The sequence below is a fragment of the Streptosporangium sp. NPDC000239 genome, from assembly GCF_040300765.1.
Taxonomy (GTDB): Bacteria; Actinomycetota; Actinomycetes; order Streptosporangiales; family Streptosporangiaceae; genus Streptosporangium.
This window is the reverse complement of the sequence record NZ_JBEPEI010000003.1, coordinates 253,364-274,703: the sequence shown is the minus strand read 5'-3', so window position 1 is coordinate 274,703 and position 21,340 is coordinate 253,364. Positions and strand designations below refer to the sequence as shown.

Genomic DNA, 21,340 nt, shown 5'->3' with positions numbered 1-21,340 from the left:
CTCGGGTTACGGCCGGAGCGCCCCTTCTCCGTGACGTCGCATGAGGCACGCCCCCGCCTGAAGAAGTCCCGCTCCAACCGCAGCACCGCCAGGCCCCGACCCCGGAGGAAACATGGGCAGCGCCGAGCGTGCCACCGTGATCGCCCAGGAACAGCACGCCGTCGACCACGCGTACGACTGTGTCGAGCGAAGACGGCTGGAGGCCGAGCGGGTCAGGAGCACGCGCGGCGCGGAGCATCCCGACACGGGCCTCCCCTTCCTGCCGGACGTTCCCCCTGAGTTCGGCGTGTACGAGGATCTCGGAGACCAGCCCCTGGTCTTCATGCGCGTCGACGTCGCCGACGACACGGAGGGACCGGAAACGTGGCGCATCGGACGCCGTGCGGTCCGCGATCCCGAGGGCGACCTCGTCGTGATCGGCTGGACCAACGATCTGGCGGTCAAATGGATGAAGGCACACCCCTCCCGCCCCGGCGAGATCCGGCTCCGCCGCAGACTGCGCCTCGACGGACGCACCGTGACCGACTACCTCGACGACATCCAGCCGGCCACGGCGAAACGGAAGGCGGCGACGCCTCGTCCGGGAGGCCTGGCCGCCACCGCCTTCGAGAACCTGGCCATCCCCAGCCCCCGCCAGGCTCCCGGAGGACACGCGGACGCTTTCCTGCTCGCGGACCTCAACCGGGCGCGCGACGGACTGATGCGCGACATCGTGGAGACCATCCAGCGCGACCAGCTGGAGCTGGTCTCCGACGGGCGGCCCGGAGTGCTTGTCGTCCAGGGCGGACCGGGGACCGGCAAGACCGCGGTCGGCCTGCACCGTGTCGTCTGGCTTCTGGACCCGACGAACAGAGGGCTCTCCCCGGACGACGTCCTCGTGGTGGGACCACACCGGGGCTTCCTGCGCTACGTCGGCCAGGTACTGCCGAGGCTCGGCAGCCGCGGGGTGGCGACCGTGGAGGTGTCGAAGCTCTGGGACGGGGAGGTCCGCGCCCAGGACACTCCGCAGGCGCACCTGGTCAAGTCCGACGAGCGCATGGCCGAGGTGCTGCGCCGCGTCGTCGAGAGCGGCATCCGTCCCGAGGCCGTGACAGCCCACCTCGGGGAGGACGTCTTCAGCACGCCGTACAAAGGCGCGGCTCTGACGCTTCCCGCCGCCGAGATCGAGGCGCTCGCCGTGGAGGCGCGTGACTCCAGCGGCCCCTACCTGGTCCGCCGCCGTAAGTTCGTCGACACCTTCGTCGACCGCCTGCTGCACAGATACGCCAAGGCCCTTCCCGGCCGCCGCCCGGACGGCGCCCTCCGCTCCGGCATCGAGAAGCACGGCCGGGTGGCCTCCCTGATCAACGCCGTATGGCCCGCGCTCAACGCCGAGACCATCCTCCGTAAGACGCTGAACGACCCGGAGGCGATCGGTGTAGCCGCTCCGGGCCTGCTGACCGCAGAGGAGCGGGCGGCCGTCGTGCGGCCCCGGGTGACCCGAGCCTCCGAGGAGCCCTGGACGCTCGACGACCTGGTCTGCCTGGAGGAACTGCGCCATCTGCTGTCCGGAGACGGCCCTCGGCGCTACCGTCACATCGTCGTGGACGAGGCCCAGGACCTCACCCCCATGCAGGCGCGCTCCCTCGCCCGTCGCTGCCCCGGCGGCTCCATGACCGTGCTTGGCGATCTCGCCCAGACGACCGGGGCCCGGCAGTACGACGTGTGGGAGCGGCTGGCCGTGATCCTGAGCGGCGACGACGGCTGGCACATGGCCGAACTCACCGTCGGCTACCGGGTCCCGCACGAGGTCATGCGGTTCGCGGCGCCGCTGGCCGAGGCCGTGTCCTCCTCGACCGTCGTTCCGACATCCGTGCGTGCCGCCGACGAGACGTCCCTGCGGATCGTGCCGACCGACGCCGACCGGCTGGTTGACGAGGCCGTCGAGCGGGCGCTGGACCTCGCCACGGCGACCGTGGGGCGGGGACGGACGGCCGCGCTCCCCGAACGGGGACGGTCGGTCGCTTTGATCGTCCCGGACGGCACCGCGCTGCTCGACGAGATAGCCGGAAAGATGACGGCGGCTCAGGGAGGGGTGCCGGAGGACGCCATCCCACCTGTGGTGGTGCTGCCCGCGACCCTGGCGAAGGGACTGGAGTTCGACCACGTCGTGGTGGTCGAGCCCGCCGCCATCGCGAGTCAGGGAGCGGCGGGACCGCGCAGGCTCTACGTCGCGATCACCCGGTGCACCCAGTCGCTCACCGTCGTACACGCGGCCCCGCTCCCCGTCGAGCTGGGCGGACCGGCCGACACGACGCCTGCCAACATGTCCGAGCTTTCCGAAACCCTCACCGAGGAGAACATGAACATGGGGCTCGGCACGCCTTCCGAGGACGAACAGCGGGATGACTTCCAGGACTTCGTCTCCTCCCTGGAGGAACGGGCCCGCGCCGACCGGCGGTGTCACGTCCACGAGCAGCTGCGTTACGGCCTCATCGCCGAACTTCACGGGGCCAGGGTCGTCTCCCGGGGCACCGATCTCATCGACGTCATCTGTGAGGGCCCCGAGGGGACGATGATCTACGAGGTGCTAGGAGAGGATGAGTACACCTACCGGCACATGCGCGAGGCCGTGATGCGCCTCCTGGAGGTGGAGTACGCGGCAGGAGAGAGCGCGAAACGTCTGTTCCTCGTGCTCCCCCAAGCTCCCGAACCCGCCTGGGCGGCCAAGGCCGTGAACGAGATGTCCGCCGTCACGACGATCTGGAGGAACGGCACCGACTGGGACGGCGAGGACGTCTCGACGGCGCTCGGACGGTCCTCCGCCGCCGAGCCGACCACCGGGTGAACTGAGTCAACGGATAAGCTGCCCAGGGAGACCTCCCCAGGGAGGCGCGGTGGCACCACCCCGCCACCGCGACGCGACAGCGGGACGCCACCGTCCCGTCCCTACCCGGAGACGCCATGCCCGACTCTGCTGACCTGTCCGTCTCGGTGACCCTGGCGGAAATAGCCAGGATCGCCGGTGTCGGCCGCGCGGCCGTGAGCAACTGGCGGCGCCGCCACGAGAGCTTCCCCGCTCCCGTCGGCGGTACGGACACCAGTCCGCAATTCGCGCTGTCACAGGTGGAAGGGTGGCTGCGGGACCACAACAAGATCGGGGAGGTCGGCAGCCGGGAACGGCTGTGGCCGGAGTTCGAGGCACTCGGGAACCGCGACGCGATGGGGGCGGCGATCGCCGTGGCCGGCGCGCGACTCGCCACCGCGGAGAAGCCCGCGACCGGGACGAAACCGCCGGACGCGGGGCCGCTGGAGGCGGAGCTGTCGCGGACGCAGCGCGACCTCGTCGACCGGGCGGTGGGGCTGGCGCGTAAGCACGGCGCCTACGACGTCTTCGACTTCCTGCTCGGCCGCTGGCTCGACACCCACGTACGGCAGATCAGTGCCACCCCGCAACCGCTGGCGGACCTGATGGCCGAGCTCGCCGAGGTGTCGTGCGAAGGCTGGTGCGACGACGGCGCCAGGACCGTGCTCGACCCGGCGTGCGGTACGGGCGGCATCCTCCTGGCCGCCGCCCGCCGGTGGGCGGATCCGGCCGACACGCGTGACCCCGGCAGTCGGCTGAGACTGCTGGGTCAGGACTCCGACCCGATTCAGGCGGCCCTCGCCGACGTGCGGCTGCTGCTCGCGGGGCAGGCCGCAGGGCAGGACACCCCCCGGAAGGCCGCCTGGGAGAGCGACGTGCGGCCGGGGAACACCCTGCGCGTCGACCCGCACCCGGACGTGCGCGCCGACGTGGTGCTGTGCAACCCGCCGTTCAACGAGCGCGACTGGGGATACGAGGAGCTCGCCACCGACCCGCGCTGGACGTACGGCCTGCCGCCCCGCACCGAGTCCGAGCTGGCCTGGGTGCAGCACGCCCTGGCCCGCCTGACACCCGGCGGAACCGCCGTGGTGCTGCTGCCCCCGGCGGTGGCCTCACGCAAGGCCGGGCGCCGCATCAGGGCCGCGCTGCTGCGCGCGGGTGTGCTGCGCGCGGTCGTCGCGTTGCCCCCTGGCTGCGCTCCCCCGCACAGTGTCGCCCTGCACCTGTGGGTGCTGCGAGCCCCCGAGACGGGCGGTGTGGATCCCGGGGTGGAAGTCCTCATGGTGGACGCGGCCAATGTGCAGCCGGAAGCGGGTGACGGTACGCAACGCGGCGGCAGGGCGGGCATCGACTGGTCCCTGCTGCGCAGGAGCGTGATCTCAACCGTCCTGGCCGGGGGCGAAGGTGAGGGCGGACCGTGCGGCTACGCCTCCGTGCCGGTGATCGACCTGCTGGACGATGAAGTGGACCTCACTCCGGCGCGGCATGTCCCGAAGGCGAGCACGTCGGCGGGGCCGGGCCTGCGACGTTCATGGGACCGGTTCGACGCTCTGCTCGACGAGTTGCGTGACCTGACCACGACGCTGTCCAAACTCGAAGTGAGCACGGAGGCCGGGGCGGCCCAGGGCACGGTGACCGTGGGTGACCTGGTCAGGGCGGGTGCGGTGACCCTGCGTGCGGGACAGCAACCCGCCGACGACACCATGCGCACCGGCGACGCGCCGGCGGACGCCGTGGCCGTGCTGACCGTCCCGGACGTGGCGGCGGGTGGCAGGGCGGCAGGCTGGCTGTCACAACGTGAGGCCTCCGCAGGAGAGGAGTCGGGCGGTCTCACGGTGACGACGCCGGACGAGGTGGTGGTCGTCGGGTCGTACCGGGCCTTCACCGCCTGGGTGGACGTCGAGGCGCCCACCGTGCTGGGCCCGCAGCTGTTCGCGCTACGGGTGGACCCCGCACTGCTCGACCCCTGGTTCCTGGCCGGCTGCCTGCGCGCCCCGGCCAATGCGAGGCGGGCGGGAACCCACGCCTCCACCTCCTCCCGCGTCGATGTCCGCAGGCTCCAGGTCCTGCGGTTGCCCCTGCGGGAGCAGCGCGTCTACGGGGAGGTCTTCCGGCGCCTGTCCGTCTTCGAACGTTCGCTGCGGGAGGCGGGAGCGGTGGGCAGGGAGCTGGTGAACGGGCTGACCGACGGCCTGTCGGCGGGAAGGCTGCCCCACGCACCCGTCTGAGCGACGTCCCTGCCGGCCCAGGCCGTTTCGCGGTGCCGGTCTCGGAGGTCTCCGGTCGTCGTACCCCTACCGGGCGAGGCCTCGCCCGGTAGGGGTACGGGCGAGCGTCAGCGGCTGGGACCCGGGCGCCGGCCACCCGGGTGAGACCTCGCCCGGCGGTTACGGGGCGCGGCGCCGGAGCGGTGCGAGGATCTCGTTCACCTCCGCGTCGAATCCCAGCTCGTCCAGTTCGACGCCGAGTTCCTCGCAGTGCACGACGATCGGGTCCGCGAGGCCGGCGGGCAGCGTGCCGACCACGCCGACCACGGTACGTAGTCCTTCCAGGGCCGCGGCGATCTCTCCAGACGGGATGCGGCACTCGGCCACCCTTAGCAGGGCGGTCAATCTCCCGGCCTGATCCCGCGGATCCGCCGATCGGCCGAGGTCGTCGACCTGCTGCCGGTAGATGTCTTCCGCCCTGAGGCACTCCCCCGCGACGCGCAGGCTGTCGGCGCACACCGTTCTCGCGTCCATGACCAGCGGATCGGTGCCGAACTGGCGCCGCGCGGCGGGAAGGATGCCGGCCAGGCGCTCCGTCGCAGGACCCGCCTGCCCCTCCGCCAGTTCCCCGACGACCTCGGCCAGAGCGTCCTCAATGCTCCGGCGGCTGATCCAGGCACCTCCCCGACGTGACCGGGCGACCTGCGCGACCGTGATGGGGAGACGCACGGCCTTGGCGGCCGTGGCGGAGGGTCCGTCCGGTTCTCTGAACCTGAGTGTCGGGTCGGGGTCGGCCCGGGGATCCGGGGCCGGATCTCCGGGAGCCGGGAGGTGAGCCGTCAACACCTCCAAGACGGTTCGAATGTCGGGCCGATCATCCGGTTTCTTGGCGAGAAGCCCCGCGACGAGGTCCGCGATGTCGTCCGGAACCCAGGGGGCGAACTCCTGTGCCGACGGCGGGACGCTCTCCAGGTGCTGGCGGACGATGCTCAGCTCCGTCTCCGCCTCGAACGGCCGCCGGCCGGTCAACAGCTCGAAGGCCACGCACCCGTAGGCGTAGCCGTCGGTCGCCGGGCCGAGCGGCTCCTCCCTGATCTGTTCGGGCGCCATGTATCCCCTGCTGCCGAGCGTCGCCCCCTGCTCCGTGTAGCGGGTGACGCCGGGCCGCAGGGGGAGAGCGATACCGAAGTCGATGAGGACGGCGGTGCCGTCCCGGTCGATGAGGACGTTGTGCGGTTTGAGATCGCGGTGAACGAGGTCGGCCGCGTGCGCGCAGGCGAGAGCGTCGGCGATCTGCCAGGCGATCGCGACCACCACGGGCCGTGTGAGCGGCCGCTGGGTCAGCAGGAAGCGGTGCAGTGACTTCCCGTCCACCAGCCGCATCGCGATGTAGGGGCGGTCTCCGTGGGTGCCCCTGCCATACAGTTCCGGAATGCCGGGGTGACTCAGGCCGGCCAGGATCTCCCCCTCCCGCCGGAAGCGGCCGTGCAGTTCCCGGCGCCCCTGGTTCATGTTCTCGGTGTCAATCCACTGGCCGACGAGGTCGCGAGCCGGGCAGACCACCTTGATCGCGACCTCACGGGCCGCCTCGTCCTCCCATGCCTTCCAGACCTCGGCCATGCCGCCCTTGCCGACAGGTTCCACCAATCGGTACCGGCCGCCCAGCATGTCTCCAGGCTTCATGTTCACCTTCCGGCGATGTTCACACATGTCCCGTGTATCACTCATGTCGCCGTGCGTAACGACACGAGAAGTGTATCGTGAACTCGAAGCTCGAAAATACATCGCTTGACTTAGTTCACAGAGGATGCTCTTCTAAGAGCGCTCGTCGTCGTCTCGTCACGCGAGCCTCAACCGCATCTCCGACCGAACAGGGGGTCCGATGTCCGACTGGGTTCCGCCGCCCGGCACCGCCGGTGACGGCTCGCTCGTGCGTACCGGCCTGCCCGCGACCCGGGAGGACGTCCGTGACTGTCCCATCGCGATCGCGGTCAGGACACGCCCGCTGGTCCGGGCGGAGCCCGAGCCGGCGCGTCGTTACGAGAGGCTGCAGGGCTTCACCCTGAAGCCGCTGATGGACACACTCGATTTGATTGAACACCGAAAATGGCCGGTCGCGCAGGCGTTGGAGGAACTCCGCCGGACCCGGGGCGCCTTCCGGTTGAAGGGCCGCCCTCCGGCCCACCCCGGGCTGGTCGAGTGGACCGCCGCCGCGGTGTCCCACTATCTGGCCGCCCGTGCGGCCGGAGACGCCGAGGGGGTGGTGCGAACCCTGCCCGTGGAAGACGAGTGGGTGGTGATCAGGCGTCTGGGGAAGCCCGACCGGCGCGGCGCGACGCGCTACGAGCAGACCGCGTGGGGACGCCGGTACGCCTCCGCCGACGGGAGCGTCCGGGAGCTGTGGCTGCTGTCCTTCGGCCCGGCCAGGGAGGAACGTTCCAGCGCGGAGGTGGCGGCCGCGGCACACACGGTCGCGTTCGGCGTGCCCGGCGCGGCCGGGTACGGCAAGCCGTACCAGCCGGTGGAGGGACTGTCCGCGGCCCGCACGGCTTTCCCCCGGCGGATCCGGGTGGTGGGAGTCGGGTGCGGCGACGGCGGCAGCGTCGTCCTGTTCGACGGGGAACCGCAGGAGATCCGCCGGGACTACGCCGAGCACACCGTACCGGCCCTGGGCCGAGCGGTGGACGGCACCGAGCGCCGTCCCGGCTCCGGCTGTGTCGGCTGCAGGGCCCTGGGCGGGTGCGCGGCGCTGCCCAGGGCACCCGGTCTGCTGGGCCCGCTCCCCGGCGGGCGGCGCCCCCGCCGCAGCGTGTCGGCCAGCGACCTGCGGTCCTACGGGGAGTGTCCCGCCCACTTCCATCTCACCCGGCAGCTGAAGCTGAGGTCGCCGCGTCCGGAGAACGGCGCGATCCTGCGGGGCCGTGCCGTCGACGCGTGGCTCAACGAGCGGCACTCCGCCGTTCCCCGCCGGGCGTGCCGGCACACGAGGGGCCCCGGGAACCCGGACGAGTGGTCCGCCGGAGGTCACGTCCTCACCGGGGAGGAGGCCCGGCTCGGAGCCCGCATGATCGCCGAGCACGCGGCGCTGTGCCCGCTGGACGGCCTTGCCCCCGCCGAGCAGGTACGTGTGCAACCCCAGTTGGTCTGCTACGACCCCGCGCTCGACCTCGTCGTCGTCGCCACCCCGGATCTGGTCCACTCCCGCGCGGGCGGGTGGATCTGGCGGGAGGTGAAGACCAAGGCCACCCCCCTGTGGGAGGGCAGGTCGCTGATGCGCACCTACCCCCAGCTTGCCGTCGCCGTCCTCATGATGGCCTCGGGGGTGCTCGGCGGGGACCTCCGCCGCTCCCGGATCGAGCTGGAGATGCTGTACCCGGACGGCTGTGGTCTGGAAGAGCTGGACCCCGGCCTTCCCGCCGTCGTCGACGAGGCCCGCGCCGTGATCTCCGAGCTGGCCGCCCCCTGGCAGCGGGACGGCTCCTATGAGCCGGCCCCCGGCAGGCATTGCGAAGGCTGCGAGGCCCTCGACTGGTGCCGACCGGGTCGCGAGCACCTCGCCGCGTCACCGCCTCCGTCCCGCTGATCCCCTCCTTCCTGGCCTGATCCCGCGCAACCCCCACCAAAGGAAGTCCCAGGAGAGCGTCATGTCCTCATCCCAGCCTCCCCCGTCCCTCGCGGACTGGTCCGCGCACAGCGGGGTCACGCTGCTGCACACGATCGCCACCGCCGTCGTCCGGCTCTCCGAGATCACCGACCTGGAGTCCTTCACCCTGCCCTATCCCGCCGAGGCGCAACGCGCCCTGGACCGCACGGTGCTCGCCTGCCTGCTGCGGGGCGCCCAGCCCCCCGCGAGCCTGCCCGAGCTGCTCGCTTGGTGCCGCACCCGGCCGATCGAGGACTGGCCCCTGGACCTGCCGCAGGACGCCTTCGGCCCGGACGACTTCCTCGTCGACCCCGACTCGGCCACGCCGACCCAGCTGTGCCACGAGTGGTGGGTCCGCGCCCGTGACAGCGCGGCGGAGCAGTACGACCGCACCGTGATCCGCTGGGCGATGCGGCTGTGCCGGGAGAACGAGGCCCCCGAGTCCTACACCGCCTTCCGCCGCCTGCTGGTGGAAAGACCCGTCCTGACCGGCAACGACATGTTCGAGGTCGCCACGGACCTGGCCCTCGAACCGGTCCGCGAGCTCATCGGGCAGATCTACGACCGCGTCCCGGCCGGCTTTTGCCGCGACGGCGTGTATGTCACCTGTGCCCGCTGCCTGACGCTGCTCGTCCCCCTCACCGACGGCGGCTGGTGGTGCGAGCGTGACCGCTGCCGCCGCCAGGGGCAGCCGCCCGCGGGATGGAGACTGCACATCGACGAGGTCGGCGCCCTGTCGCAGCTCAGGCGTCCGCTCCGGGAGTTCGTCACCGGCCCGGGGCGGGCGGAGGTCGACTTGGAGAGAGAGCTCAGGGCGCTGCGGCTACCCGTCGAGATGTGGCCCGGCTTCGACGCCTACGACCTGCGGATCACCTTCCCCGACGGCTGGGTGTGGGCGGTCGACGTCAAGGACTGGGCCCATCCGGGCCTCCTCAGCCGGGCCGCCACCGCCGTACGGCGCGAGCCGCCCTACGACGAGGCCTGCTGGGTGGTCCCCCGGCACCGCGTCGAGGCCCGTCCTGACTACCTGGAGATCTACACCCGCAACCGCACGCCCGCCGCGGACGGCCTTCCCCTGCTCACCGACCGGCAACTGGTCGCCGCCGCGCGTGCCCGGCTGCGCGGGGACACCGGTCCCGCCACCCGCCTCTCCACCATCTTCACGAACGGAGCCTTCGATGCGTGACGCGGAAAGCTGGTACCGGCCCCTCGTCGCCGGGCTCGCCGGAGTCTGGCCCCCGGAGGAGCGCGAGATCAGGCCGTCCCTGCTGTTCCAGGTCGAACTCGGGCTGCGCCTGATGGAGCGCCTCTCCCCCGAGCACCCCGCCGACGGGGTGTGGACACTGCTCGGCGGCTACCCCTTCGCCCGTGCCCGCGGGCTCGTCGGAGGACCGGAGCAGGAGAGACTCCTGGTCTCGGCCAGGCACCTGCTGTGGCCCCTGCGGCGGCGCCGGATGTGGTTGCAGTGCCTGGAGGCATACCGGGAGGTCCCCGACCGGTTGCGCGGTTACCGGCTGCGCTCGGCGGACAGCCCGGCCCTTCCGGCGAACCCGGTCGTCGTGGTCGACCGTTTCGCGGTGTACGACACCGCGCTCGACGGCCTTCCCGACCTGGTGCGTCGTGAGCTGCCCCTGGCGGATCCCGGCCCCGCCCGGTTCGTCGAACGTCGCCGGATCACCTCCGTCACCCTCCCCGAGACCCCGCGTCCCGCCCCCGTGCCGGGGCACGACCTGGCCGGAGCCTCTGTACGGGGGAACCGGCCGCTGCGCGTGTCGCTCGCGGAGCTCTCCGACACCGCCCGTTGGATGGACGAGACCGAGCGGCGACACGACCTGCGGCCCGGCGGCTGGGAGCGGCGCCTGGCCAACCTGGAGCTGGACGTCCGCACCCCCGACGGTCATGGCTTCACCCGCGCCGAGGCACTCGACCTCGGCGGGCTGTTCCATCTGGTCGGCATGGTCGGGGCGGGTAAGAGCACCCTGATGTCGCTGATCGCGGTCTGGTCCGCCCGGCAGGGCAGGCGCACCACTCTGGTGGTCGGCGACGTCGCCGAGCAGCTCACGCTCACCGCGCTCTTCCGAGACCTCGGACTGGCCGCGGCCCCGGTGCTGGGCCCGACCACCAGGGAGACTCACGTGCAGCGGCTGCACCGCCGCCTCGCCGCCCGTGTTCCCGGCTCCCTGCTGACCCACGACGATCCGGGGTTCGACGATCTGAGCACGGCCTGTGTGGTAGACGCCCTGCGCGGCAACGAGGCCGCCGAACCGCTGCGCTACGCCGACGCGCCGTGCACCGCCCTGTATCCAGCCCCGAAGACGACCGAACGTGACTCCGGCACCACCTTGCCACCCGATCCTTACCAGGCCCGCCCTCCTGTCCAGGACGATGACCGTCCGGAACGTCTCGGCCGCGAGCACGGCTGCCCGATCTGGAGCGCCTGCCCTCGGCACGGCGCCGCCCGGGACTTGGTCGACGCCCTGATCTGGGTCGCGAACCCGGCCAGCCTCGTACAGACCTCCGTGCCGCGGCACCTCAACGAGGAACGGCTGCGCTACCTGGAGCTGGCCTGCCTGCGCAGCGACATCGTGATCGTGGACGAGGCCGACCGGGTGCAGATGCAGCTGGACACCATGTTCGCCCCGTCGGCGACCCTGGTGACCAGGGGGCCGGAGTCATGGCTGGACAGGCTCCACACTCACAAGATCGACGAACTGGCCAGGCAGGGACGCCTTCCCCTGTCCGAACGCGACGTCGAACGCTGGGCGGTCTCGCTCACCGTGGTGAGCGCCGCCACCGACCGGCTGTACGCGATGCTGATGAACGACGGGGACCTGCGCGGCTGGGCCCAGATCGAGTACTTCAGCGCCTGGACGCTGCAGGACAAACTGGTCTCCACCTGGTATCCGCTCCCCGGCACGGCCTCAGGAGTCGCGGAGAACGCACCGGACGAGGTGGATCTCTACGAGGACGACGAGCGCCTCCTCCCTCCGGAGACCACGTCACCGCCCGCGTCCCGGGAGACCGTCCCGTGGGCCGACCGCCGGCAGCAGGTGACCACCGTCCTCGACCGGTTCCGTGACGATCCGCTCGGGGACCGCGGGCCGTACGGAACGGACGCCGACCGGCTCGTCCAGGCCACTCACGACCTGATGCACACCCTGAACGAGAAGGGCACCCGGCAGCGGGTCCGCGCGGTCCTGGACCTGCTTCTGGAGGGCTCACCACTCCTGGACGGCTCCCTGCCGCCTCCGGCTCCCCGGGACGCCGACGTCCCTGATCCGGCCGACACGCCCGGAACGCCGGCCTGGTATGAACGCACCGCCAAACGGCTCGAATTCACGCTCCTGCTCGCCGCGCTACACCAGCGGCTCGACCGGCTCACCTTCCTGTGGCCGCAGGTCGAGGCCGCGCTCAACCTCGACTCGACCGACAACGAACTCTCCAGACGCCCGCCGCTCGACTACGTGCCGGTCGTTCCCGAGGCCCCCATGGGCAACGTCATCGGCTTCCAGTACCTCCCGGAGGAGGGGGAGCGCGACCCCGAGGGCCGCTACAGCGGCACGCTGCGGTTCTTCCGCTGCGCCGGGGTCGGACGGGAACTGCTGCTGTCCCTGCCCGGCCTGGGCGCCGACCCCACCGTCGGGCGTCACGGGCCCCACGTGCTGTTGATGTCGGGCACGAGCTGGGCAGGAACCTCCACCCGCGCTCATGTCCTGGCACCTGTCAGAGCGATCCTCAAGCCTGACGCCCGTGCTCTGACCGCCGTCAGGGACACCGTCTTCCGCACGCACTTCCTCTATGACGACGACAACACCCCGCTGAGCCTGTCGGGTCAGGACCCGAGCGTGCGCCCGGCGGTGCTGCGCCGGATGATCGCACGTCTGGGCCGTCCCGGCCGAGGCGGGCTCCCCAGCCCGCTCGAACAGGAGCTCACCCAGATCGGCGACGACAACCGGCGCCGGGCCCTGCTTCTGGTGGGCAGTTACCGGGAGGCGGGCGCCGCGGCGGACATGCTGCAAGAGATGGAGCGCTGGCGCGGCCGGGTCCGGGTGCTCGCCGCGGACGACGCCGACCTGGAGCAGGCCGTGCGGGGTGGCGGCCTCGGCTCGGACGGCCGCGGCCACGCCGCCGCCGTACGCCGGGGGGACCTGGCCTCCTTCGCCGAGGATCCGGACGCCGAGTTGCTCGTCGCCCCGCTGATGGCGATCGAACGCGGGCACAACATCCTCAACACGCGGCGCGAGGCGGCGTTCGGTACCGTGCTGTTCCTCGCTCGCCCGCATCCCCGGCCCGACGACCTGTCGCTGGCGGTCTTCGCGATCAACGACTGGACGGCCAGGTTCGTCCGCGACCATCCCGGCCTGGGCCGTGCCACCTTCGGCGAACTGGTCACCAAGGCCGGTGACCTCGACGCGGCGGGACTCGCCTTCCGGCACGAGGCCCGAGGCGCGTGGCGCAGGCTGCTGTCGCGCCGTTACGTCTACTCCCGGCTGAGTCCCGAGGAGAAACGATCCTTCGCGTGGGACCAGCTGGTGACGATCTGGCAGGTCATCGGGCGCCTGGTGCGCGGGGGCGTCCCGGCCAGGGTGGTCTTCGTCGACGCCAGATTCGCCCCCAAACACGCGGCGGCCACCGCGCCCGGTGTCGTCGCTGCGTCCTCCGCCCGCCCCGGCGGTCCCGGAGACGGTCTGCTGGCCGGGTTGCGGGCCGTCCTCGCCCCCTACTTCGACGAGACGACCGATCCAGCGCTCTTCGCCGACCCGGCCGACCCCGCCCTTGTCCGGATGCTGTACCAGCCGCTGTACGACGCGCTGTGCGGCATGTCCACCGGTCTCACCCGCCCCTGACCCCGCCCTCATCCTGGAGCCCTCATGGGATTCACCTATGACAAGATCCGCCGCGCCGCCTATGTCCTCGCTTCCGACGCGGCGCTCCTGACCGGTCGTTACCGCGCGCTTCCCTTTCCCGAGCACTGGCGCGACAGCCTGCTCGCGCTGTGCAACGCTGGGCGGGGGCCGGAGGCGGAGCCGTACCGCACCGTTCCCACCTACCGTATGGACGGAGTCCTGCAGAGCCTCGCGCCCGATCTCGTGGTCCGCGGGAGGGGGGCGGACAGGCAGGGCTCCGCCGAGGACTTCTGGCTGTACGCTCCGGCCGACCGTCCCCACCCGCTGCCGGAACCGGCCTTCGAGCGGCTCGTCACCGCCTGGGTGCGAAACCTGCGCCCGGGAACGGTTCCCGTCCGGCAGATCGCCGAGACCGTGGCCGAGCTGCGCGCCGATCCACCGCGCTGGCGGGAGGTCGAGGTGGACCTGCTGGGCTGTGCCCGCACCGACGGAGGCACCGCGATCCCGGCCGGCAGACAGTTTCAGCTCGCCACCGACCACCTGGCGCGGCGTGTCCTGGACCTGGACCCCTACGACACGGGGGCCGGCCTGCTGCGGTTCCGAGCCGTACCGCGCGGTCCACGCCAGCAGGGGGCGGAGCTGATGTCCCAGCCCCTCCCGCACATCGCCAAGAACGGCGGCGTCTGGTGGTTCTCCGTGGTCCTCGCCATCTCCCTGCACACCGTTCCCTTCTCCGCGCGGTCCAGGCTGCACCTCCACACCGGGGTACGGCGCTGGGCGACCCACCCGGGTGGCGACGGCCAGCTGCGCATGCCCTTCCGCCGCGACACCTCGGTCTATCTGCTGCCACCCGTGCCGTGGCTTCCCGGTGCCCCCGCCAGTGACCGTTACGCGGTGGCCCGGCTCACCCGGGACCGCGGCACGAAGGCTCATGGCTGGAGGGAGAACGGCCCCGCGGGAATCCTCAGAGATCTCGCCCTCGGCCTTACCTTCCCCGATCCCGCGGACCTGCTCACCACGCCAGAACGGTGGATCGGTGAAGGGCCCGGGGTGCGGGCCGCCGTGGTCCACAGCACGCACATGGGCGCGCACGAAGTCGGGGCGGGCCTGATGCCGAACCAGCGCTCACAGCTCGTCGAATGGGCCGAGCAGGCCCTGCCCGAGGAGCTGGTACGCGTTCCCGACCTCAGACGCAGCAGACTCTCCTCGCACACCCCCGCCAACCCCCGGCCCAAGCTCCAGGGAGAGGCCAAGAAAGCCGAGGAGGTCCGGGCCGCGCACGCCCGCCGGGCCTCCCTGGCGGTCGCCGTACGGGCGATCACCGGTGAGACGGACTCCGGCGGCATCCCGGTCGTGGAGATCCGCCTGCTGTGGCAGAGCGCCCTCATGCGAGACACCGCCATCGCGGCCCTCGCCGGAGTCCTCGCCTTACCGGGCGACGGCGGCCGTCCCGGACCGGAGGTCTTCGACACGGCCACGCCCGGCAGTCCCGTGATTCTGCGGTGGGACACCCACGAACTCTCCGTCCGGCTCCGCTGCCTGCCCCTGACGGGTGGGCTCGCCGACTCCCTCGGCATCGACCCGGCGATCCGGCGTAAGAGGGAGGCCCTGGCCGAGGCCATCGCCGTCCGCCGGGCCACCGTCGCCGCCTTCCTGACCGCCGACGGCGCCGATCCGGACGGCCCCGCCCTCGCTCTGGTCGAGATCGACCGCCGCACCGACTTCACGACACCTCTCCACGACCCCAAGTTCGCCCTGCGGCTGGGCTGTGCCGACGCCGGAGTGGTCACTCAGTTCACCGCCGTTCCCAGGAAGGCCAGAGGCTACAACTCCGAAAAGGACGTGGAGCACAGGGCGCGCTCCGGCTGGCTGGACGGGCTCCGCCAGCTCGGCGTGCGGGTCGTCCCCGAACACACTCTGGACGGCCTGCTGCCCGCGGGGCTCCGCTACGCGGCAGTGTGGATGGTCAAGCGCCGGGCCGACGGCCCCACCCGGTTGCCACGGCACGTTCCGGTCGCCGTCCTGGTCAGTCCCGGAAGGCCGGGATCGGGCCAGGCCGTGATCAGCGGCTGGGACCCGAACCTGGGTGCCTGGGTTCCGTACCCCACGTTCCTGATCCGGCTGACCGAGCTCGCCGAGCTCCGTGACGCCGGAGTCGGGGACGGTCCCACGCCTGACGTCAAGGACGTCGAGCCGGAGGAGGAGGGAACTCCGCACCGGGTCACCCACCGGGTCCGGCGGGAGAGCATGGAGGAACAGCGCAGGAAGACGGCTCGTTACCTCCAGCGGATGATCCGTTCGCTGCGCGGACACCCCACCCTGCTTCTCACGCATTCCCAGAACAGCCGGTCGCACTGGCCGTGGCTCCAGGACGGCCAGGCCGTAGCGGACCTGATCAGAACCGGTCACGCGCCCGCCGGTCGACTCGATCCGGATCTGCGGCTGGTGCGGGTACGCGGCGCGGCCGGACGCGAGACCCCTCAGTGGTGGGGGATCGACAACCCGTCGGGGGTCAACGGGCTCGCCGCCGGCCTGTGGGCCGAGTCCGTCACCCCTGTCGCGGCCTCCGAGCGGGTCTTCTACAGCACCACCGACAAGGCGGCCACCTTCCGCGCCTCCGCGGTCGAAGCCGACAAGCTCGCTCCTCGCCCACTGCGCCAGGGAAAACGCAAAGGCGAGCTGACCATCGACACCGGCGTACCGGCCTGGAACCCGGCCCTCATGGAGATCACCGTCATGGGGTGCCATCCGGAGCCCTTCGAAGCGGACGAGGGCGACCGCCCAGAGGCACTGGCCCTCGCGGTGCACCAGCTGCGTCAGGCCCCCGACTATCTGGACTCGCTCTCTCTGCCGTTGCCGCTCCACTTGGCGGCCCTGGCGCAGCAGTACGTGCTGCCCACCGTCGCCGACGAGGACGACGCGTCCACCGCTTCGTCGCCCGCCGACGACCTCGAAGGACTGCTGGGAGAGGAGACGGCGTCCGTCACGGACGAGTCCTCGGATCCTGATCCCGAACTGGTCGCCGCCTCGGACTTCGTGAAGGCGCCGGATCTTGAGCGGCAACTTGCGCTTTTCGGCTGATCCTCGATGGCACACCGGGCGGGGAGAGTGACCGAACTTCTCCCCGCTTAGCGGTGAAACCGGAAATGGATCTCATTACGGGAACGTTCCAACTCCGCAGATCTTGTGGCCACTAGCATCTCGCCTGTCACAGGCAGGGACCTTCGGAGTTCGCCGTCGAACGGCTTCCGCCCCGTGTGGACGACCAGAAGGAGAAAGAGAGCCGCGTGAGCATACAGCAGTCCCGGGCCCGCGATCCCCGTCTCGTCGACTCCACCACGCGACTGGTGGAGTTCCTTCGCGATCTTGCGGCTGCCCGCCGCGTCCCGGTCCGGGACCTGCGCGACCACGACCAGACCCTCTGGCTGGTGAACCTGCCGGACACGATCGAGCCGAACCGCTCCGCCGGGCACGGGGAGGTCCTCTTCTCCGTCGACCCCGTCCGGATCACCGCGCATCCGGCTCCCCCGGAGGTGCTGCACGGCTGGCTGCGGCAGGACGACCTCCCGGATCCGGAACGGGACGTCCCCGCGCTCTCGGAGAACGGTCCTCGACGCATCCAGGAGACCGACGAGCACGGCCATCCGGTCTCCCGCTGGGAGAACCAGGCGGATCGGCCCGACGTGGTGGAGGCGTACGGCGACTGGCTTCCCCTGTGGCGGGCCTGGGCCGACCGGGAACGGGAGCCCGCACGGCGGCAATGCTGGCATCGCGACCTCTACTCGATCTCCATCCAGCTCGGCCAGGCCGACGACGAGTGGGAGCTGGTGCTGGCGACCGGCCTGCTGTCCTGGACGGCCCCCGGTGGCGTCCGCGTCCGCAACCACCTGATCGCGACCCGCCTCCACCTGAGGGTCGACCCGCACACCGAGCGGGTGGAGGTCGTGCTGGGCGAGACGGCCTCCGCCCTGCAGGACCGTGAGCTGCTGGCCGACCTCGCGGGGTTCGCTCCGCAGCGGACCGACCACCTCCGCAGGCGCGTCAGGGAGGGAGAGGGCGTCGGTCTGCACGACGGCGTGACCGAACTGCTGGAGTCATGGTGTGACCGCGGCCTGGAGATCGAGCCCCGGCCCAGATACCTGCCCGACTGGGCTCCCGGCGACGCGGCCGTCAAGCTCGCGGAGGTACGGCCCGCGCCGGCACTGGTGCTACGCAGGCGGGACCAGGGCTCGCTGATCTCCTACTACGACAAGATGATCTCCTCGCTGACCGGATCCGACGCCCGGGCGCCCCTGGGCCTGGCGCAGCTCGTCGACTCCCTCGAACCGGCGGAACGCGCGGCCTTCCTGCGGGAGGGGGATGTCGTGGCGGGTGACGTCCTCGGACGAAACCCGCTGTTCCCGCTCCCCGCCAACCCCGAACAGCGCACGATCATGACGCGCCTGGGCGCGGACAACGGCGTCATCGTCCAGGGCCCTCCGGGAACGGGCAAGACCCACAGCATCGCCAACCTGGTGTCGGCGCTGCTCGCCCAAGGGCAGCGGGTGCTGGTCACCAGCCAGAAGGCGCAGGCGCTGCGTGTCCTGCGCGACAAACTGCCCCCGGAGATCGCCAAACTGTGCGTGTCCATGACCGACCTCGGCCGCGGCGGCTCCGCGGAGCTCGAAGGCGGCGTGAAGGCGCTGTCGAACCGCTTCTCCTCCTTCGACCCGGCCAGGCAGGCGAGAGACATCACCGAGAAGCGCCACCGGCTCGACTCCGCCCGCCGCGCGACCGTCACGCTGACCGAGCGCATCCGGGCGCTGCGGGAGTCGGAGACCTACCGCCATCCCGAGATCTCGGCCGGTTACTCGGGCACCCTCTCCGAGGTGGCCCGGCGGCTGACGCGGGAGGAGGCCGACTGCGCCTGGATGCCGGTGCCGCTCCCGGCCTCGGCGCCCTTCACACCCCCGATCACCGTGGGCGAGGCCGCGGAGCTCATCACCCTGCTCTCCGGGCAGACTCCGGAGCGCCGGGCGCGGCTCTCCCAGAGCGTCCCCGACGTCTCCGGGCTGCCCGGCACAGAGAAGATCAAGGATCTGATCGCGGTCGAGTCCGCCGCGCAGAACATGGCTCAGCGGGCCCAGACAGAGACATCCAGGCGCCTTGAGCACCTCCCGCTCCCCGCGATCGCCCGTCTGGAGGCGGTCGCTGCCGACGTCGATCTCCTCCTTCACCAGCTCGGCCTGTCCGAGGACACCTCCGCGGACTCGCCCGAGTGGATTGTCCGAGCCCTGGCGGACGGCCTGAGCGGCCGTGAGTCCGCCGTCTGGGAACAGCTCTCCGCCTACACCGACCGTCTCACCCTGGCCCAGGAGACGGTCCGCTCGGTCGGTTTCCGCTCGGTCGACCACCCGCCCCTGGACTCGCCGGGCGCGAAGGGTGCCTACATCCAGTCCATGCGGGCGCTGCGCGACCATCTCGCCGCGGGCAACCAGCTCAAACGCGGTCTGTTCAGGCCCGCCGTACAGAAGCAGGCCGAGCCGTGGCTGGTGGGCACGGCGGTGGACGGGATCACGCCCTCCAATGCCGAACTCCTGTCGCTGGTCATCACCGACTTCGAGAGCCGGGCCGTGGTCGAGGAGTTGCTGCGTGGCTGGCGGCTGGTGGGGGTGGAGTTCCCGCACGACCAGCCCCTCCAACGCACCGTGGCCCAGCTCGGCGACGCCTTCGACCGGCTGTACCGGATACGTCAGGTCATGTCCGCGGTGGCGGAGACGACCCGGCTGCTCGTCGAGGCAGGGGCGCGTATCGGACTGCGGAACCACGCGGAGTGGCTGTCGTATGTGACGGCTCTGCGTGCCGTACGGCTGAGCGTCGAGGCCGAGCAGGCCACCGTGGCGCTGAACGAACTGTGCGCGGCACTCCAGCAGGCGGCCCGGCTCGGCACCCCCGCTCCCGAGCTGACCGAGGCGGTCCGGGCGGTGGCCGTACGGGACAGCGCCCTGTACGAACGGTGTCTCGCCGCCCTGGTGGACGCCCGGCGCCAGCAGGCCGAGCAGCGGCGCTGCGACGAGCTCTCCGGCCGGGTCCGCGATGCCCATCCGGCGCTGCTCAGGCTTCTGGTGGAGGCGGGCGCGCGGCAGTCCTGTTTCTCCACCTGGGACCGGGCCTGGGCCTGGGCCAGGGCGAAGACGTTCTTCACCGGGCAGCGTCAGCCCGGCCTCGAACAGCGGTTGGAGGGCGAGCTGGAGTCCGCGACCGCGCGGGAGATGCGGCTGACCGCCGAACTCGCCGCCGAACAGGCCTGGCAGGCCGCGCTGGGCAGGATTACCTCCCGTCAGACGACGGCGCTGCGCGCCTACCAGGACCACATCGGCAAGCTGGGCAAGGGCACCGGACGGTACGCCGGCAAGTTCCAGGCACTCGCCCGTGAGGCGATGGCGCACGCCCGCGGAGCCGTCCCCGCCTGGATCATGCCGCTCCAGCAGGTGCTGGAGACGATCCCGCCCGTCCGCGACTCCTTCGACGTCGTGATCGTCGACGAGGCCAGCCAGGCGAGCATCGAGGCGCTCTTCCTGCTCTGGCTGGCGCCCCGCGTCATCGTCGTCGGCGACGACAAGCAGTGCGCGCCCTCCACCGTGAGCCACGGCGAACTGGAGCCGATCTTCGCGAAGTTGCTGACCTATCTCCCGGACATGCCCGCCTACCTGCGGGACGCCTTCACCCCGAAGTCGAGCCTGTTCGACCTGCTGGCGACGAGGTTCGGTTCGGTCCTGCGGCTCAAGGAGCACTTCCGCTGCATGCCGGAGATCATCGACTTCTCCTCGCGGCAGTTCTACGCCGACGAGCCGCTGGTTCCGCTGCGGCAGTTCGGCGCCGACCGTCTGCCTCCCCTGCGGGTGGTCCGCGTCCAGGGCGCGTGGAACGAGGGGACCACGAACCGGCTGCGCAACAAGGTGGAGGCCGAGGCGATCGTGGAGCGGATCCTGGCCTGCGAGGAGGATCCCGCCTATCAGGGCAGGACCTTCGGCGTGGTGGTGCTGCAGGGTTCGGCGCAGGTTCAGCTCATCCACGATCTGCTGCTGGACCGGATGGATCCGAAGGACTGGGAGAGACGACGGCTGCGGGTCGGCACGCCCCCCGACTTCCAGGGCGACGAGCGCGACGTGGTGTTCCTGTCGATGGTGATCGCCGAGAGGCGTTCGGCGGTGACGAGCACCGAGTGGCAGCGCAGGTTCAACGTGGCCGCCTCACGGGCCAGGGACCAGATGTGGCTGTTCCACTCCGTCAGTCCCGACCTGCTGTCCCCGATGTGCCTTCGCAGGTCGTTGCTCACCTACATGCTGAACCCGCCCACGACACCGCTCACGGCCCAGTTGGGCGATGTCACCGCCGACGATTCCCACCCGGACTTCGACTCGCTCTTCGAACAGCGGGTCTTCCTGCGCATCCGCGAGCGCGGCTACCACGTCGTCCCGCAAGTGGAGGTCAACGGCCGCCGCATCGACCTCGTGGTGAGCGGCGCCAGGGGGCGTCTCGCCGTCGAGTGCGACGGGGACTTCTGGCACGGCACTCCCGAGCAGCGGGAGGCGGATCTCGATCGAGAACGCGAGCTCAAACGTGCGGGCTGGCGCTTCTGGCGCGTCCGTGAAAGCGAGTTCTACTTCGATCCGGCGGCGGCGATGGAATCGCTCTGGGCCGAACTCGACCGCAGGGGAATCCTCCCCGGTGAGGTGACCGTTGGGGAGGACAACACGCTCTCGTCGTGGAGCGCCATGCCTCTGCCGGACGGTGAGGGCTGAGGCGGGCTCGACGA

The 21,340-nt window shown here is 71.4% G+C and carries 8 protein-coding genes; 7 read left to right on the top strand and 1 reads right to left on the bottom strand.

Annotated features, from left to right (window positions below):
- Positions 1 to 112 precede the first annotated feature (112 nt).
- On the top strand, positions 113 to 2,827 hold the full coding sequence (locus tag ABT340_RS10410; protein ID WP_352010408.1) for a HelD family protein: 2,715 nt from the start codon (positions 113 to 115) through the stop codon (positions 2,825 to 2,827).
- 116 nt (positions 2,828 to 2,943) lie between these two features.
- Positions 2,944 to 5,073, top strand: coding sequence for an N-6 DNA methylase (locus ABT340_RS10405; RefSeq protein WP_352010407.1), 2,130 nt, complete (start codon positions 2,944 to 2,946; stop codon positions 5,071 to 5,073).
- Positions 5,074 to 5,232: 159 nt separating this feature from the next.
- Here the strand turns inward: ABT340_RS10405 and ABT340_RS10400 are convergent, their stop codons facing one another.
- On the bottom strand, positions 5,233 to 6,735 hold the full coding sequence (locus ABT340_RS10400) for a serine/threonine-protein kinase (RefSeq protein WP_352010406.1): 1,503 nt from the start codon (positions 6,733 to 6,735) through the stop codon (positions 5,233 to 5,235).
- A 199-nt stretch (positions 6,736 to 6,934) separates the two neighbouring features.
- On the opposite strand from ABT340_RS10400, the gene ABT340_RS10395 reads away from it, so the two are divergent.
- From ABT340_RS10395 to ABT340_RS10375, 5 genes are all read left to right on the top strand, one after another.
- Positions 6,935 to 8,635 (top strand): PD-(D/E)XK nuclease family protein, encoded by a 1,701-nt coding sequence (locus ABT340_RS10395; protein WP_352010405.1) that lies wholly within the window; start codon positions 6,935 to 6,937, stop codon positions 8,633 to 8,635.
- A 61-nt stretch (positions 8,636 to 8,696) separates the two neighbouring features.
- Complete coding sequence (locus tag ABT340_RS10390) at positions 8,697 to 9,881, top strand: pPIWI_RE_Y domain-containing protein (RefSeq protein WP_352010404.1); 1,185 nt, start codon at positions 8,697 to 8,699, stop codon at positions 9,879 to 9,881.
- Entirely contained in the window at positions 9,874 to 13,542 is a 3,669-nt protein-coding gene (locus ABT340_RS10385; RefSeq protein WP_352010403.1) for a pPIWI_RE_Z domain-containing protein, read from the top strand. The genes ABT340_RS10390 and ABT340_RS10385 overlap by 8 nt, the downstream gene beginning before the upstream one ends.
- A gap of 24 nt (positions 13,543 to 13,566) precedes the next feature.
- The gene (locus tag ABT340_RS10380) at positions 13,567 to 16,623 is read left to right on the top strand and encodes a pPIWI_RE module domain-containing protein (RefSeq protein WP_352010402.1); all 3,057 of its coding nucleotides are present in this window, start codon (positions 13,567 to 13,569) and stop codon (positions 16,621 to 16,623) included.
- Positions 16,624 to 16,829: 206 nt separating this feature from the next.
- Complete coding sequence (locus tag ABT340_RS10375) at positions 16,830 to 21,326, top strand: PDDEXK-like endonuclease domain-containing protein (RefSeq protein ID WP_352010401.1); 4,497 nt, start codon at positions 16,830 to 16,832, stop codon at positions 21,324 to 21,326.
- The last annotated feature ends 14 nt before the right edge of the window (positions 21,327 to 21,340 follow it).